General features: G+C 55.3%; 14 protein-coding genes. 10 read left to right on the plus strand and 4 right to left on the minus strand.

What is annotated here, in order from left to right; translation table 11 throughout:
* Window positions 1-9 precede the first annotated feature (9 nt).
* From EL361_RS05145 to EL361_RS05155, 3 genes are read left to right on the plus strand one after another with little or no spacing between them, the layout of a single operon-like run.
* Window positions 10-447, plus strand: coding sequence for an NIL domain-containing protein (locus EL361_RS05145; RefSeq protein WP_126377276.1), 438 nt, complete (start codon window positions 10-12; stop codon window positions 445-447).
* 39 nt (window positions 448-486) lie between these two features.
* On the plus strand, window positions 487-978 hold the full coding sequence (locus EL361_RS05150) for a PilZ domain-containing protein (RefSeq protein WP_126377278.1): 492 nt from the start codon (window positions 487-489) through the stop codon (window positions 976-978).
* 41 nt (window positions 979-1,019) lie between these two features.
* A complete protein-coding gene (locus EL361_RS05155; RefSeq protein ID WP_126377280.1) occupies window positions 1,020-1,790 on the plus strand; it encodes a protein phosphatase CheZ in 771 nt (256 codons plus the stop codon).
* Window positions 1,791-1,968: 178 nt separating this feature from the next.
* Here EL361_RS05155 and mgtE read toward each other — a convergent pair whose 3' ends face one another.
* Window positions 1,969-3,303 carry a magnesium transporter gene (gene mgtE / locus EL361_RS05160; protein ID WP_126377282.1) on the minus strand — a complete coding sequence of 445 codons (1,335 nt, stop codon included), beginning with the start codon at window positions 3,301-3,303 and terminating at the stop codon, window positions 1,969-1,971.
* 151 nt (window positions 3,304-3,454) lie between these two features.
* On the opposite strand from mgtE, the gene nadC reads away from it, so the two are divergent.
* The 4 genes from nadC to EL361_RS05180 all read left to right on the plus strand — a co-directional run bounded on the left by nadC (window position 3,455) and on the right by EL361_RS05180 (window position 7,529).
* On the plus strand, window positions 3,455-4,327 hold the full coding sequence (gene nadC, locus EL361_RS05165; protein ID WP_126377284.1) for a carboxylating nicotinate-nucleotide diphosphorylase: 873 nt from the start codon (window positions 3,455-3,457) through the stop codon (window positions 4,325-4,327).
* Window positions 4,328-4,336: 9 nt separating this feature from the next.
* Window positions 4,337-5,368, plus strand: coding sequence for a quinolinate synthase NadA (gene nadA / locus EL361_RS05170; RefSeq protein WP_126377286.1), 1,032 nt, complete (start codon window positions 4,337-4,339; stop codon window positions 5,366-5,368).
* 14 nt (window positions 5,369-5,382) lie between these two features.
* Entirely contained in the window at window positions 5,383-6,969 is a 1,587-nt protein-coding gene (gene nadB / locus EL361_RS05175) for an L-aspartate oxidase (protein WP_126377288.1), read from the plus strand.
* 149 nt (window positions 6,970-7,118) lie between these two features.
* Window positions 7,119-7,529, plus strand: a complete 411-nt coding sequence (locus EL361_RS05180) for a hypothetical protein (protein ID WP_126377290.1) — start codon at window positions 7,119-7,121, stop codon at window positions 7,527-7,529.
* Window positions 7,530-7,922: 393 nt separating this feature from the next.
* Here the strand turns inward: EL361_RS05180 and EL361_RS05185 are convergent, their stop codons facing one another.
* The 3 genes from EL361_RS05185 to yajC all read right to left on the minus strand — a co-directional run bounded on the left by EL361_RS05185 (window position 7,923) and on the right by yajC (window position 11,681).
* Window positions 7,923-8,360, minus strand: a complete 438-nt coding sequence (locus EL361_RS05185) for a hypothetical protein (RefSeq protein WP_126377292.1) — start codon at window positions 8,358-8,360, stop codon at window positions 7,923-7,925.
* A 133-nt stretch (window positions 8,361-8,493) separates the two neighbouring features.
* The gene (gene secD / locus EL361_RS17345) at window positions 8,494-11,139 is read right to left on the minus strand and encodes a protein translocase subunit SecD (protein WP_126377294.1); all 2,646 of its coding nucleotides are present in this window, start codon (window positions 11,137-11,139) and stop codon (window positions 8,494-8,496) included.
* A gap of 185 nt (window positions 11,140-11,324) precedes the next feature.
* On the minus strand, window positions 11,325-11,681 hold the full coding sequence (gene yajC, locus EL361_RS05195; RefSeq protein WP_126377296.1) for a preprotein translocase subunit YajC: 357 nt from the start codon (window positions 11,679-11,681) through the stop codon (window positions 11,325-11,327).
* A gap of 490 nt (window positions 11,682-12,171) precedes the next feature.
* On the opposite strand from yajC, the gene EL361_RS05200 reads away from it, so the two are divergent.
* From EL361_RS05200 to EL361_RS05210, 3 genes are read left to right on the plus strand one after another with little or no spacing between them, the layout of a single operon-like run.
* Window positions 12,172-13,302, plus strand: a complete 1,131-nt coding sequence (locus tag EL361_RS05200) for a class II glutamine amidotransferase domain-containing protein (RefSeq protein ID WP_126377298.1) — start codon at window positions 12,172-12,174, stop codon at window positions 13,300-13,302.
* Window positions 13,266-14,900, plus strand: coding sequence for a glutamate synthase-related protein (locus EL361_RS05205; RefSeq protein ID WP_126377300.1), 1,635 nt, complete (start codon window positions 13,266-13,268; stop codon window positions 14,898-14,900). The genes EL361_RS05200 and EL361_RS05205 overlap by 37 nt, the downstream gene beginning before the upstream one ends.
* Before the next feature lie 15 nt (window positions 14,901-14,915).
* A complete protein-coding gene (locus tag EL361_RS05210; RefSeq protein WP_126377302.1) occupies window positions 14,916-17,303 on the plus strand; it encodes an FAD-dependent oxidoreductase in 2,388 nt (795 codons plus the stop codon).
* Window positions 17,304-17,425 lie beyond the last annotated feature (122 nt).

The raw sequence follows: 17,425 nt of genomic DNA on the forward strand, positions 1-17,425 counted from the left end.
GAGATTCTCATGGCCATTACCAGCAAGACTCAGCGCAAGGTCGTTTATCTGAAGTTTCCACCGGAACGTTCAGGGCGCCCTATCATGTGCAACCTGACCAGGCTCTTTGATTTGACCTTCAATATTCTGTCGGCGCATATCCTGCCGCGAGGCGAAGGCCGAATGACTCTTGAGCTGACCGGGACGAGTGACAATTATAAAAAAGGCATTGAGTACCTGAAAGACCAGGGAATCAAGACCGAAAACGTTGCCCAAAAAATTTCACGCGACGAAGAAACCTGCATTGACTGTGGACTGTGCACGTCACTGTGCGCAAGCCAGGCTCTGTCCGTGAACCCTGAATCCCGAAAGGTTGAATTCGACTCCGAAAAATGCACGGCCTGCGGCATGTGCACTCGGGTCTGTCCGGTCAATGCCATGAACGTTGAGCTGGAAAACGGCGATTAGAAACGGGAGATGATGATGCCAAAGCAGGATTTCTCACGAGTGCCAACCAGATTACGGGCTTATGTGCGCCCAGCGGCCTCCAAGGATTCACTGCCCATGGCGTATGACAACCCTGCCCTGCAGGATGGTGCTGAGCAGCCTGACCTTACGGCAGGGGGCTTGTCCCAGGCCGTGAACGACTTTCTGCTGAAAGTTGATGCGAAGTTGGACACGGTGATCAGCCTGCTCAACCAGAAGCGCCTTGAGGATGAATTCACCTCTGATTTGGAAGTGATCGAAATCGGTGGTGATGGGCTGCGGCTGATCGAGGGCAGCTCCTTTACACCGGGTGATGCCCTTGAATTTGCCCTTGTGCTGAACCAGTTTCCGCTGCGCATCGCATCGGCAGTGGGAGTTCTGGCGCAGGACGACAGCGCAGAAGGACATCCCGTGACATTCACACGCATCCGCGAACCCGATCTGGAAGCCATCGTGAGCTATGTCTTCCAGGAACAACGCATGCGCATCCGCGAAACAAAATGGTCCGATTAGCCTCGCCTACGACCTACGAAATATCCTGAGGGGGAGAATTCATGACTTCGTCCGACAATCCGAAACTCGAGCAAATGGTCCAGGACATCACGACCAAGGTGGTCGAAGGCCTGGATTCAATACTGCTCGAAACGGTGCAGGCCGAGATTTCCAGCGCCCTGTCCAAATCCCTGTCCAACGCCCTGAAAGACGGTGAATTCTTCCGCAAGGTCAATGATGATATGCGCGAAGGGCTGGAGCAGATCTACGGCGAGATCAAAAAGGCCAAGAAGGATGCTGCCAAAGGCCTCACCCCCGAAGACACCAACGAGCTCATCAATCAGGCCTCCGATGAACTGGATGCCATCCTTGAGTCCACCGAGTCCGCCACAGTCAAAATCATGGACATTGTGGAAGACCACCAGGAACGCGTTATCAATGCGGGCACGCTGCTTCAGACCTTTCGCACCGGTGGTGCAAGCAAGGACAATGTCAACGAACTCATTGAGCTGAATCAGAAGAACCAGCAGGACCTGATGGAGATCATCACGGCACTCTCTTTCCAGGATCTGACCGGTCAGCGCATCAAAAAGATCATCACCGCCCTGAAGAAGATCGAAGAGATCGTGTTCAATGTCTACATGAGCACGGGACTAAAGGTCCGTGCTCGTGATCAGGAACCTGGACGCGACGAGAAAGAGATTGAAAAGTTGGCCACAAAGACCGTTAAGAAGTTGTCCAAGGACAAGATCAAGGGCTCCAAGCTCAAAGGCCCCCAAAAGGGAACCTCACAGGATGATGTAGACGATTTGCTGGCTCAGCTCGGTCTGTAATAACTCTGGACCAACACAGAAGCTAGTAAGGCGTTTCCCACGGGAGACGCCTTTTTCTTTCGTGTCTTTCAACAAAATGACCGCTTTCCAAAGGAAAGCGGTCATTTTGATTTTCTGCTGATATTCCGGACATTAAGCTTTTTTGTAGCAACAAAGAAGCTGGCGGCTTGGGGATAACCTAGAGCAGGAACATATTGGCTAGTCCCAAAAACAGGAAGAAGCCCATGGTGTCCGTGACCGTGGTCACGAAGATGGATGACGCCTGAGCAGGATCACGTCCCAACATCTTCAGGATGATGGGGAACATGGCTCCCGATGCATTACCCACAATCAAATCAAGGGCCAGGGCCACTGCCATGACACCAGCCAGCAATGGTTGATGGGTCAGCAGGAACACACCAATAAAGATCAACAAGCCCATGACCAAACCATTGACGACACCAATCTTGGATTCGCGCCACACGGCGTACCAGGCTCGTTTTGGGTCCCAGCCTTCCATGGCCAACTGGCGAATCATCATTGCCAGGGACTGGTGCCCTGCATTGCCCGCCAGGTTGGCGACCATTGGCATCAAAACGGCCAGAATGGTAATTTGAGCGATGGTTCCCTCGAACCGATAGACCACCAGTGCCGCCACGATGGAGTTGGCGATGTTGACGATCAGCCAGGGTAAACGGAGCGCAACTGAACGCAGCCAGGGGGTATCAACGGTCTCATCCTGACCGGCACCCACCATACCCAGCATATCCTCACTGGCCTCCTCATGAATGATATCCATAACATCATCATGGGTAACCACGCCCATCAGACGGCCTTCATAGTCGACAACAGGCACAGCAAGGAAGTTGTAGTGGCGCAGCAGGTGTGCGACGTCCTCTTTGTCGGTGTCGTAAAGGGTCGTCACCAGTTGCTGGTTCTCCAGCATCTCACGCAGGGGCTTGCGTGGCCGGGCCAACATGAGGTTGCGCAGGGAGACCACACCCACCAGCGTTTCAACACTGTCCACAATATAGGCGTAGTAGGGAATTTCGGATTCTTCAGCTGCCCGGCGAATGAGCGTGATGGCCTGATCAGCGGTGAGATTTTGATCCACCACCGTGATTTCGGTGTTCATGACACCGCCAGCCGTATCCGGATCAAACGTCATCAGCGTTTCGATCTCGGCGGCTTCCTCACTTTCCACGCGATTGAGCAGTTGCTGCTTGTGGGCATCATCCAGATCGTCCAGCACGTCTGCAGCATCATCGGGAGACATCTGCTCAAGGATATCGGCAGCGAGGTCAGGAGCAAGAGAGCGCATCAGTCTGGCGCGATCGTGCTTCTCCATCTCTGAGAGAAATTCGGCGGCATCCTCAAGATCAAGACCTCTGACGACCTCTACCTGGTCGGCCAGGGGCAGGTCTTCGATGACGTCTGCACCGTCGGCTGGGTGAGCGTATTCCAACTCAGCCAGATGGGCTTCTGTCCGCTGGATTTCCTGCTCGTTATGAGCGATAGTTTCGTTCTTCGACATGGCGCTCCTGAGGTATACCAAATGCTTTGGAAGGTCAAAACCTACCGTGGCTTGACGGCACAATGGCTTTGCCGTACCCCCGGTCCACAAAACCTAGCGGAGCAAACAGTTTCAAGAGTTCCGCTGTTACGAACATCAAGGCCCGCCAACCATGACCCAGATGAATTTTTCAAGCTTCTTTCAAGGTAAAGCTTTTGAGTATCTCCAACAAGCCTTACGCCTTGCCCTTGACGAGGATGGACAGGATCTTACCAGTGACGCCCTGTTTTCTCCAGAAGTCATGGCAGAGGCCGAAATAGTTGCCAAGGAACAAACCCTGGTGGCAGGATTGCCTTTGACTTTTATGATTTTAGACATGGTTCAGGAGCATTGCGGGCAGGGAACCACCCTGCTGGCAGATGAAGGCTCTTTGGTTGAACCCGGAACCATCGTCGCCACGATCAAGGCCCCGGCCCGGGTCATTTTGAAGGCTGAAAGAGTTATCCTTAATTATATCTGCCACTTGTCTGGAGTCGCCAACCTGACAAAGACGTATGTTGAGCGCATGGGTGAAACCAGCACACGTTTGCTGGACACCCGAAAGACTCTGCCCGGTTTACGTCATGCCGAAAAATACGCCGTCTTGCTGGGCGGAGGCAAAAATCATAGGATGGACTTGGAGCAGATGCTTATGCTCAAGGACAACCATATCGACCGTGCCGGAGGAATTACTCCTGCGGTGCAGGCCCTCCGGGCCGCCTATTCACCCTGCCCTCCCATCGAAGTGGAGTGCCGGACACCGGATGAAGTCCAAGAGGCGGCTTCCTTATCCGTCACGCGGATCATGCTCGACAACATGCCCATCAGCAAACTGCAAAAGGTCCTGTCCCTGATTCCAGAAGGCATTGAAACCGAAGTCAGCGGAGGCGTGAACCTTGAGACCATTACAGCAATCGCCCAGGCCGGACCGGATTTCGTTTCCGTGGGCCGACTGACTCATTCCGCACCTGCGGCGGACTACAGCATGCGGATTCGCATCGCATAGGACAAACAAATGAGCGAAAGTCACTCCAAGATCATTACCAATATCAAGGCTGAATTGGGTAGCAGGCTGACCATCATGGGCCATCACTACCAAAATGATCACGTCATCCAACATTGTGATCTCCGTGGTGATTCCCTGGAACTGGCTCGCAAGGTTCCCGGCTTGAAATCCGAATACATCGTCTTTTGCGGGGTCAGCTTCATGGCCGAGACAGCAGCCATGCTGGCCTCGGATCAGCAAAAGGTCATTCTGCCCGCACCCGAGGCCGGGTGTGTCATGTCGGACATGGCCCCTTGGGCCCTGCTGGACGCCGTGATGCGTAAACTCACCGCTGATGGACGCCGGGTCACCCCTCTGGCTTACGTCAATACCGAAGCCGCCATCAAATCCGTTGTGGCGAACTACGGCGGCTCGGTCTGCACTTCTGCCAATGCCGAGACCATGCTCAAATGGGCACGCGAGCAAGGTGATGGCGTGTTGTTCCTGCCGGATGCCAATCTCGGGATGAACACGGCAAATCGCCTTGGCATCCCTGAATCAAAATGGGCACGGTTGGATGTTTCCGGCATGGCCAAGAATCTAAATCCAGAAGATCTGGCTGATAAAGAAATGCTTCTCTGGCCGGGACTGTGCGTCATTCACAAGCGCTTCAAGGCTGAACAGATTGATGAAATCCGACACAGAGACCCCGATGCCCTGGTGGTGGTTCATCCCGAGTGCCATCCCGACGTGGTTGCCAAGGCTGATGCCGACGGTTCTACCTCCTTCATCATCAAGTATGTGGAAGAAGCGCCCCCTGGTGCAGCCATCTACATCGGCACCGAGATCAATCTCGTGGAGCGTCTGGCCAAACAGTATCGCAACGAAAAACTTGTTCGGCCTCTGTATCCCAGCCGCTGTCTGAACATGGCCAAGACGACCGAAGAAGTCCTGGCAGCGACGTTACAAGACCTTGATGGTATCGACGCCGTGACCGTGCCTGGAGACGTTGCCCACAAGGCAACGGTGGCTATCGAACGCATGCTGGATATCTGCAGTTGAACCAAGGGACCCACATGAACAGCTATCGCTTGAAAACTCAGGTTTTGATCATCGGCACGGGTATTGCGGGAAGTACCGCTGCCCTGACCCTTGCCGACGCGGGCCTGGAAGTTACACTCATTACTGCAGACGACAAACCCGATGGCGGCAATACGACCCTGGCTCAAGGAGGTATTGTCTACAAGGCTGAAGACGAAGACCCACGCGATCTGGAAAAAGACATCTTGACTGCGGGCTGGAAGCTCAACAACCCACGGGCCGTACGCTACCTAGCCAGAAAAGGGCCTCAGGCCGTTGAAGAAATGCTTCTGGAGCGACTGGGAGTGAAGTTCGCCCTCAGCGAGGACGGAAGCTACGATCTGATCCGTGAGGGCGGTCATGGCAAGGGGCGCATCCTGCACTGCGCCGATTACTCCGGCCGGGCCATCATGGACAAACTCATGGCCGCCGTCCAGGAACACCCCGGAATCAACCTGCTTACACGTCGAACCGCTGTAGACCTCCTGACCAGCCACCACCACGCCAACAGTCTGGAATTCAAGTACCAACTGACCAATCAGTGCTGCGGAGCCTACATTTTCAACCAAGAACTGGGACAGGTGGAGACCATCCTTGCCGATTATACTCTGCTGGCCACCGGCGGCATCGGCCAGATCTATCTGCACACAACCAACACTTCGTCCAGTATCGGTTCGGGCATGGTCATGGCCGCACGAGCCAAGGCCAAAACCATCAACGCCGAATACGTCCAGTTTCACCCCACTTCACTCTTTCACCGCGCGCACCGCAAATTCCTGGTTTCTGAAGCCGTTCGCGGAGCGGGAGCCAAGCTCATCAACTCCAAGGGCGAAGCCTTCATGCAGCGCTATGATTCCCGAGCCGACCTGGCTCCACGTGATATCGTAACCCGCGCCATTCAGGAAGAAATGCTTAGTTTGGGCGACGACTGCGTGTATCTGGACGCTGTGAACCACGTCTCACGAGACCTGGAAAACAGCTTCCCGACCATCAATGCCAAGTGCCTCGAGATCGGTGTGGACATGACCAAGGAGTCCATCCCTGTGGTGCCAGCGGCACACTACTTCTGCGGCGGCATTCTGACCGATGTGCGTGGCCGTACTACTCTGTCGCGTCTGTATGCAGGTGGCGAATGCTCCTGCACCGGAGTGCACGGAGCCAATCGTCTCGCCAGCACCTCCCTGCTGGAGGGACTTCTGTGGGGAATCTCGGCAGGCAAGGATATCGCTGGCCGCTACAGCAAGAAGACCACCCTGTCCCGACGCTTGGCTGATTCCATCCCTGACTGGGTAAACCCGGGTGACGTCAAGAACGAAGACCCGGCGCTGATCGCACAAGACTGGGCAACCCTGCGCCACACCATGTGGAATTATGTGGGCATCACCCGGACCGACGCCAGACTGCACCGGGCCTTTGATGATATGCGTAGTCTGTATAGGCACTTGCAGGACTTCTACAAGTCTACCCCCATGTCGAAAGACATCATCGACCTTTTCCATGGAGCCTACGCAGCCTATATTGTGACTCTGGCTGCATTGCGCAATACCGAAAGCAATGGCTGCCACTATCGCATTCAACAATAGTCCGGTCGTTTTGAATCCTGTCCTTTGAAGCGGTGCCTACGGTGCCGCTTTTTTATTTCCTCTCTTTTTTTTGCACCCTCCATTTCAATCTGTCTTTTCCCTTTCATATTATGCTATTCTTGGAGAACATATTAATCAGGAGGCAAGCCATGAAACAATGGATCAAGGTAATGATGTTGATCGCTCTGTCGATCATCTGGACAGGTTCGAATATGCAGGCGTCAGCGGAGCAAATACTCCCCGAAGGTTCATTCCTCGTGGCGCAGGACGACACCCAAGCCGATGAGGATTCATATCGCCAGGAGAGAATGGAAAACCTACAGAAGCAACATAAACAGGAAGCAGAAGCTCTCAGGGCAAAACATAAAACCGAAATGCAGGAACTTCGCGACAAGCACAAAACAGAAAGGGAAGCTCTGCACAATGAAATCAAGCAGGACAAAAAGCAGATGCGTGAACAACGCAAGGAAGAAAATAAAGCCCAAAGGGCCTTGAAAAAGGAAGAACGGAAAAGTTCAAAAAAGATCTCAAAGGGTAAAAAGACCGATTCGGATGATTAATCCAGGTTATCCTCTCGCAGGTTCTTCCATTGAATCAGATTTTCCCTCAAAAAGACCCCGGCCCCTTGAACAGGGGCCGGGGGGAGGGTTTCGCAGGATTCCTCGGGGGGGACGAGGAACCCCTTGAGGGGCATATGGACTGAGGAGGAGTGTCCTATCGAAGGAGTTTGCGTTGCCTTCGTTGCAAGACATATTACAATCGCCGTGCCAAAAACTATCCTATTGATATTTATACATTAAATAAACTTAAGTGTTTGAAACAGACTCGGCTTGTGCAGCATTATGCACAGCAATGTGCAGCAGTCCGTGCCGCGTATTGCACATCTTGCACATCTTCACAAAAAAGCCCCGGTCCATTGGACCGGGGCTGACTATTTGAATTAAAAAATGAAATTATTCCGAGTTCTTGAACAAGGCTATGATCTTCCACTGCCCTTCGCAGTCACGCAGCAAATACCAAAAACGCTGCTTTCCATCAGCACGAGTCACTTCCTGTACGACTTCCATATCCTCGGCCACGATAACCACCGAGGCTCCATCGTAGACAGACATTCGCTCGCCTTTGAACAACGTGGGGCGAACAGTCACAATGTTGTGGTCTGTCCACTCACCGAGGCGCCCAAAAAAGGCTTTACGTTCGACCAAAGGCCAGGAGGCGGGGAAACAACGAGCCGCATCCTCGGCAGTCTCTGCCGTTGTATATGTTTCAACGGCAGCCTTGGGGTTTGAAAACTCCCATCTGGCGGTCACATCACGCCAAGAGCACCCCGATGACACCAGCGCCCCGCACATGACCGAGGCGAACAATATCCAGCGAAATATGATACGCATTGTTGTTTGCATTGGGTTTCCATACTTCATTGCTGTCACACTCTCAACAGGCCGTTTCGCCTCTTCTGACCAACGAAAACGCCCGGCCCCGCAGATGCGGAACCGGGCGATATCTATCTATTATAACCAACAGTTAGGCAACGGCAGGTGATTCGGTCTTCTCTTCCTCAACGCTGCTGGGGCCAAATCCAAGCAGGATCGGGCTGGCCACGAAGATGGAGGAGTAAGTACCGACCAACACACCGATGAGCAAAGCAAAGGCGAAATCATGGATCACGCCGCCGCCGAAGATGAACAGCGCCAGCACAACCAGCAAGGTCGTACCGGAGGTGAGCAACGTACGGGACAGAGTCTGGTTCACGGAGATATTGATGATCTCCTTGAAGCTCGGACGCTTCTTGCCATGCAGATTCTCGCGGATTCGGTCAAAGACGATGATTGTATCGTTCAGGGAGTAACCAATAATGGTCAACAGCGCTGCCACGATGGTCAGATCGAATTCCTTGCCCAGTAGCGAGAAGACACCGATGGTTATGATGACGTCGTGAATCAGGGCCACGACGGCTCCCAGGGCATAATTCAAGCGTAGATACCAACACAGTCCCAAGGTGATGCCCAGAGCTGCAAAAATCAACACGCTCATGGGCACGTTGATCAAACCCAGCAGGTACACTCCCGTTGACAGGCCAGCAGCCATGATTCCAGCGGTAAACCAACGGGCCTCGAATCGTCCAGAGATGTAGATTGCAATGAGCAGCACCGCGAAGAACATGGCTTCCAGAGCTTTCTCACGTAGATCTGCACCGACCTTGGGACCAACCATCTCCTGACGTTGGATCTCGAACTTGCCGTCAGGCACCTGCTCCAACGCGGTCTGAACCTTGCCCCGAACCATATTGGTGGTCAGGCCCTTCTCGGAGATGCGAATCAGGAACTCGTTGTCCTCGTCCAGTCCCAGGCGTTGGACGACAACGCCATCCAGACCGGAACCGTCCATGGCACCCTTGAGAGAATCGATATCCACATCGTGATCGGCCTTGACCTGCACGGTGATACCCCCGGCAAAGTCAACGCCGTACTTGGGGCCACCCTGCACAAGCAGGGAACCGATACCAATCAGAATCACCAGTGTGGAGACGACAAAGGCGATCTTGCGACGACCAATGAAGTTGTACCTAGTGTTCGGTTTGATGATGGACAGACCTGAAACAGGCTTCTTGATCGCCGGGAACAGATCAAACAGGATGCGGGAGACAAAGATGGCCGTAAACATCGAGGCCAGGATACCCAGAGTCAAGGTCACGGCAAATCCACGAATGGGGCCGGTACCGAACTGATACAGGATGATGGCAGCAATGATGGTGGTGACGTTGGCATCCAGAATGGTCAGCGTGGCGCGGCCATATCCTTCGGCAACGGCCTGTCCACGTGACAATCCTCGCCGCAATTCCTCTCGGATACGCTCAAAGATAATAACGTTGGCATCAACCGCCATACCAATGGTCAGGATGATACCGGCGATACCCGGCAAAGTAAGCGTAGCCCCGAAGGCCGCCAATCCTGCCATGATCAACACAATGTTCAAAAGCAGCACGAGGTTGGCCACAATACCGCCGAAGCCGTAGTACAGGGCCATGAAGACCAGAACCAGAGCAAAGCCCACCATGGTGGACTTGATGCCCTTGTCGATGGATTCCTGCCCCAGGGAGGGACCGACGCTGCGTTCTTCAAGGATGTGCACCGGCGCAGGCAGAGAGCCTGAACGCAGGATCACGGCCAGGTCGTGGGCTTCTTCGGTACTGAAGTTGCCTTCGATCTGGGCACGACCACCAACGATCTTGGCGCGGATGACCGGAGCCGAGTACACTTCACCATCCAGAACAATAGCCAGACGGCGCCCTTCATTCTCGCCCGTGATGCGGGCAAACTTGCGACCGCCAGCGGTATTGAAGGTCATGGTGACATAAGGCTGACCGAACTGGTCAAAATTGGTACCCGCGTTGGCGATGTACTCACCGGAAAGCAAAGCTTCCTTGTACACCACGATGGGCTCGGAGCTGTATGAGCCATCAGCTTTCAGCACTTTGCGCTGAAGAACCTCACGGCCCTTGACCCTGGCCTGAGTCGGGCTGACATCGTCATCCACCAACTTGAATTCGAGGTGCGCCGTGCGTCCTATGAGTTCAATGGCACGTTGCGGATCATCAAGACCGGGCAACTGCACCTGGATGCGAGAGCCCTGTTGTTTGCGGATGTCGGGTTCGGCAACACCAAACTGGTCAATACGGTTACGCATGGTCTTGACGGCCTGATCAATGGTCAAGCGCTCGACGTTCTTGCGATAATCCGAAGCCATGGCAAGCACATATCGGATGGTGCCGTCGGCCTGAGGCTCTGTCAGTTCAATATTGAGAGCACTGCCATAATGGTCGTCCAGATAAGCTTCAAAGCCTTCCTGCATACCTTCGCGGACAACGGAGAGCTGGAGCTTCTCACCCGGAAGGACGGTGGTCTTGGTGACCACGATCTTTTCATCCAGGGTTCCGGCTTTGATGTCCTGACCCATCTGGCTCAGGGTGTACTCCACAGCCTTGGGTACATCCACCTCAAGGGTCAGATGCACTCCGCCCTTCAGGTCCAGGCCGAGATTGATCTCATCGGCGGGCAGGACATTCCTCAAGGGGGAGTCCTTGCCTACAAAGGACGGCAGGGCCCAGGCAAGGCCCAAGATGCCCACAAACAGGGCCAAAATAATGCGGTAACGCAGGGTGCCTTTCATTGGTTCTCCTCAGATCCGGTCACGATACGTGGCGCGGGGCTTTTCCCCACGCAATCGACGCCAAAAAAGCACAGGATGAATACGCCTTATGAAAAACGAAGGCAAGCGACCTTGCCTGCGCTATGCGCGGCTTGGCAGGCTTGCCTTCGCCAGGTCCGCGCACATATCTGCGCGGGGCGATTCAGTTACTTGTCGCCTTTGCTGGGCTTGGCGCTCTTGGGAGCGCGGTCGGCCAGGCCGGAAACAAAGCTGCGATTGACTTCGACGATCAGGCCGCTGCCCAGATCAACAGAGATGACATCGCCGTCAATGGCCTCGATACGACCATACATGCCACCACCGGTCAGGACCTTGTCGCCCTTTTTCAGAGCACCGAGCATATCCTTATGCGCTTTCGCCTTCTTCTGCTGCGGACGAATCAGCAGGAAATAGAAGATAACGAACATCAGGATGAGCGGCATCATGGACATCAGCGGGTTGCCGGCATCGGCACCAGCGCCACCTTGGGCGCCCATGGCGTAGGCTACGTCTGCAAAAAACATTGGGCCTCCTAAACGATTACATGGAAGGGCCGCCCCGATGGGCGGTATCATTTCCTTAATATAAATACCTAGCCGAAACCAGGCGGTATGCGGCAAAACGCCGCATCGAGTCCTGTTAAATCGTCCTTACTCTTTCGTCAACTCTAATCACCCTGTTCAGCTCTTGCTTCCTGTTCTCAAAGCCCTTGACTCTATGCACCCAAAACCATTGTTTTTTACCATTTTTGACAGCAATGAAAATTATAGCTTTGCATATTTGTAAAAAAATAGGTGCCTTCAACTCTAGACGAAAACAATCTATTACTATAAAAAGATTTCCCCGTTTAAGGTCGCCAGTGCTTTCTGTGAGTTTTCACAGGGCAGCCGGACCTTCCTGGCGAAGATGCTCACAGGCCTATGTCTTTATAGCACTCTTTGCCTTCAGTTTGATGGACACGCCGCCACAAGCGGTGACGCACGACAACCACTTGCAGCAGGGAGACAGACGACGATGTGCCGATTGTTCGCGCTCACCAGCTCTGAACCCGTCTCACCCATGCGGGCCGTCAAGGCCCTCGACGTCATGCGCGAAGGCCATGACGGTTCTGGTGTGGGACTGTTCCTGACCGGACTTGGCGGTCCTTTCGAAGAGCTTTCCGGATGCCCTATCCTCTCCGGTATTTTCACCAAGAATGGCGAGAAACGCCTCGTGACATACATGTCCGAGCACGGCTTCAAACTACGTCACCGCCTGTCCTGGGACCTGGCTGAAACTCCCCCGGAAGGTACCCCCAGGCGTGACGTGTATCTGGTTGCAGCCTATGACATCCCCGAAGACTGGAGGCATCTGCCGCAGTCGGAAATCGAACTGCGGACCATGCAGACCCGTTTGGATCTCAAACACATGGGCCTCGATGCCGAAGACATGACAGTGTTCAGTTTCTGGCCCGATGTGATCATGCTCAAGGAGATTGGCGATCCCATGCACGTGGGCGAATATCTTCAGGTTGATCGCGAGGAGCTCCGTGCCCGCCAGATTCTGGCTCAGGGCCGACAAAACACCAACTACGCTATCAATCTCTATGCCTGCCACCCTTTCTTCATTCAGGGTATTTGCACCATGACAAATGGTGAGAACACGGCATTTATCCCTATTAAGGAATATCTGACGGGCCTGGGCATCCCCGGTTACGAAGGCTATCATTCCGATTCTGAAGTTTTCACCCATATCCTTCATTATGCGACCCGTCGGCTTGGTCTGCCCATCGAGGCCTACAAGCACATCATCACTCCGCTTTCCGACGAGGAAATGCAGGGACATGAAAACGCCCCCTTCCTTGCAAACCTGAAAACTGTCTGCCGCAAGATGATTATCGATGGCCCCAACTGCGTCATCGGCTGTCTGCCGGACAAGACCATGTTCATGGTCCAGGACCGCAAAAAACTACGCCCCGGTGTTGTCGGCGGAGCAAACGGCATCTACGCCTTCTCCTCGGAGATCTGTGGCCTGGATGCCGCCATCCCCGAGCGGGACAAGACCGCCGACTTCCAACCCATGCATTTGGACACCGCCATAGTCACCCCTGACTGTCAGGAGCTTAAGATATGCCGTCAAACGCAGTCATTACCCCCAGTACGCTAAGCATCAAGGATCTGCCTTGGCAGATCAACTGGAACAAGGATAAGTGCACCCTGTGTGGTTCATGCACCACCGTTTGTCCGGTGCAGGCCATTGAACTGGGTGTTCATAGAAAGCGCGAAATTAAAGTCAAGATGGGACTGAAAACCGAGTCCGAGAATGATTATTCCATCTATTATGGTATTCGCCAGAAGACCGACCCCGCGTTTTCATGCATCGGTTGCGCCATGTGCACCCAGGTCTGTCCCAACGATGCCATTATGCCCATGCATAGCGACGAGCAGTCCAAGCTTGCCATGCACAGCAACCGTGGAGGCGCAGCCCGCACCCGAGGCGGTCGCCGCAACGACACGGGCAGTCTGCTGGATCAGATCAAGTTCGTACGCATCTCCATGCTCACGGATCCAGCCCTGGACGCCGGGCGCCATGAATTCAGCATGAACACCCTCATTGGCCGCATTCTCCCCCCCGAAGAAGGCATCAAGACCTTCAACGAACAGGGTTGGATGCCGCCGGTACGCGAAATCTATCCGCTGATGATCGGTGGCATGAGCTTCGGTGCTCTGTCTCCCAATATGTGGGAAGGTTTGCAGATGGGTGTGGCCTACTTGAACGAGGAACTGAACATGCCGGTGCGCATGTGCACCGGAGAGGGTGGCTGTCCGCCCCGCCTGCTTCGTTCCCGCTTCCTGAAATACGTTATTTTGCAAGTCGCATCAGGCTATTTCGGCTGGGATGAAATCATCCAGGCCATCCCCGAGATGAAAGTCGATCCCTGTGCCGTGGAGATCAAATATGGTCAGGGCGCCAAGCCCGGCGACGGCGGTCTGCTCATGTGGCACAAGGTCAATAAGCTCATTGCCGCCATTCGTGGCGTACCCACGGGCGTGTCTCTGCCTTCGCCTCCGACGCACCAGACCAAGTACTCCATCGAGGAGGCAGTGGCCAAGATGATCCAGTCCATGTCCATGGCCTGGGGATTCCGTGTCCCTGTCTACCCCAAGATCAGCGCCACCACGACCTCGCTGGCTGTGCTGAACAACCTTGCCCGCAACGGTTACGCTGCCGGGTTGGCCATCGATGGCGAAGATGGTGGTACTGGTGCGGCGTACAATGTCTCCATGAACCACATGGGACATCCCATCGCTTCAAGCATCCGTGATTGCTACCTTAACCTGTGCAAGATCGGAAAACAGAACGAACTGCCCATCATCGCAGGTGGAGGTACCGGCAAGAACGGCAACCTCGCTGCCAACGCCGCAGCTCTGATCATGATGGGTGCTTCTGCCGTTCAGATTGGCAAGTACATCATGCAGGCTGCTGCTGGTTGTGTGGGCAGCGAAGGCGACCGTTGCAACGTCTGCAACATCGGTGTCTGCCCCAAGGGTATCACCAGCCAGGACCCGCGCCTCTATCGCCGGCTGGATCCTGAAAAAGTGGCGGAGAGAGTGGTCGACGTGTTCACGTCCTTTGATGCGGAAATGCGCAAGATCCTTGCCCCGCTCGGACGTTCCACTGCCCTGCCCATCGGCATGTCCGACGCTTTGGGTATCTCGGACAAGGCCGCGGCCGACCGGCTGCAGATCCGCTACTGCGTGTAAGGGAGAGGACATATCATGGCCAAAAGCAACATTATCAAAATAAGCGGCCAGGACAACGGGGAGCGCATCGAATCCCGCATCCTGGAGGAACGCATCCAACAGGCCGTCAAGGACGGAGCCACCACCATCGAAGTGCAGGCCTGCGGTCAGCACGGCATCGGTGGCCGCCTGTGGATCAACAAAGACGTCCCCGTTTCCGTGAAGGTCACGGGCTCCCCGGGCCAGCGCCTGGGGTCCATGGGCTTTCCCGGAACCAGCATCGAAGTGGACGGGCCTGGCTCCGACGACATCGGCTGGCTGAATACCGGCGCCGAGATCGTGGTGCGTGGCAATGCCTCCAACGGCATCTGCAACGCCATGGCGCAGGGCAAAGTCTACATCGGTGGACACATCGGTTCACGCGGCATGACCATGACCAAGCAGAATCCTCGCCTGACTCCACCCGAACTGTGGGTGCAGGACGACGTGGGTGATTACTTTGCCGAATTCATGGCAGGCGGCATCGCCGTTGTCTGCGGGCTGAACCCGGTCAAGCCGGACAACGTCCTTGGCTACCGTCCCTGCGTAGGCATGGTGGGCGGCAAGATCTTCTTCCGCGGTCCGCACAAGGGCTACTCCACAGCCGACGCCAAGATTATTGAAATCAGCGACGAGGATTGGGCCTGGCTGACCGAAAATCTTGAGATTTTCCTGAACAAGGTCGGCAAACCCGAAGAACTGAAGAAATTCAGCAATCGCGAAGAATGGCAGCTAATTACAGCCAGAAGCCCGCTGGAGCGTGTTTCCAAGAAACGCCGCACCATGGCCGAGTTCCATAGCGACGTCTGGGACGCCGAGCTGGGCAGAGGCGGTCTGATCGGCGATCTGACCAGCCTGGACCGCTCCCCCATCCCGCTGATTACCACCGGCGAAATGCGTCGCAACGTCCCGGTCTGGGAAAACCGCAAATACGCGGCCCCCTGCCAGAACTCCTGCCCATCGGGTATTCCTGTGCGCGAGCGCTGGGGCCTGATTCGGGCCGGAGAGCTGAACAAGGCCGTTGACCTGGCTATGCGCTACACCCCTTTCCCGGCTACGGTCTGTGGGCATCTGTGCCCCAACCTGTGCATGGAAGGTTGTACCCGCACCACCCAGAAGATGGCTCCTGTGGACGCCAAGGGGCTTGGTCAGGCCGGTATTGATGCCAGCGACCCTGAACTGCCTGCACTTTCCGGGCACAAGGTTGCTGTGATCGGCGGTGGCCCGGCTGGTATCTCAGTGGCGTGGCAGCTCAGGCTGCTGGGACACGAAGCCACCATCTTCGACCGCGAGAAGGAGTTGGGCGGCAAGATCACTTCCCAGATTCCCGAAGGCCGCATTCCCACGGATGTCCTGAAGGCTGAACTGGAGCGCGTACGCCGGATTTTACCTCATGTGCAGGTAGAGAAGGATCTGACCAAGGCCGACTTCGAAAAGCTGAAGAACGACTTCGAGTTCGTCGTTTTGGCCACAGGTTCCCAGAAACCGCGCATTATCCCCATGCCCGGTAAGGAACGCCTCGTTACCGCGGGTGATTTCCTGCGCTCCGCCAAGGATGGCTCCGCCACCCCCGGCAAGCGCATCGTGATCATCGGTGCAGGCAATGTGGGCTGTGATGTGGCCTCCGAAGCCGGGCGCCTGGGCGCCGAGGAAATCACTTTGCTGGACGTGCAGGAACCTGCAAGCTTCGGCAAGGAGCGCGAGGAAGCCGAAAAATACGGTGCCACATTCCGTTGGCCCTGCTTCTCCAAGGAAGTCACCGCTGAAGGCCTACTCCTGAACACAGGGGAACTGATCCCGGCTGATACCGTGGTCATTTCCATCGGCGACATGCCCGATCTGGACTTCCTGCCGGAGACCATCGACACCGACAGGGGCTACGTCACCGTCAATGAAGCCTTCCAGACCACCGACCCGCAAGTCTTTGCCATCGGCGACGTGATCCGACTGGGGCTGTTGACCCAGGCCATCGGTGATGGCCGCCGTGCTGCTGTGGTCATGGACGGTATCTTCTCCGGCGCCCGCCCCGTGGGCGACCCTGCCGAGATGACCGCCGACCTGCGCGCCCGCCTGGACTATGTGGACGACGAAGGCAGGCTCTCGGAAATGATCGACTACTCCCGCATGAGCCTGGAGTACTTTGATCCGCGCAAGGATAGCTTCGACTCGGTGCAGGAATGCGCCACCGAATGCTCGAGTTGCGGAGCCTGCCGCGACTGTGGACTGTGTGTGACCGTTTGCCCTCAGGGTGCCATCAGCCGCCAGGAAAAGGACGATGACTTCGAGATGGTCTCCAATCCGGACAAGTGCATCGGTTGCGGTTTCTGCGCCGACGCCTGCCCCTGTGGTATCTGGAGCCTGATCAAGAACACGCCCATCGGTTAATCACCAGGGCCTGACACACATTCAAAGGCGGTTGTTCCAAATGGAGCAGCCGCCTTTTCCTTTGCCCGAATCCCCCAGACTCTGTCCTGATCCCGTTTTCAGTCTGGAATTGCCCCTATCGT

The sequence above is a fragment of the Desulfovibrio ferrophilus genome, from assembly GCF_003966735.1.
Taxonomy (GTDB): domain Bacteria; phylum Desulfobacterota; class Desulfovibrionia; order Desulfovibrionales; family Desulfovibrionaceae; genus Desulfovibrio_Q; species Desulfovibrio_Q ferrophilus.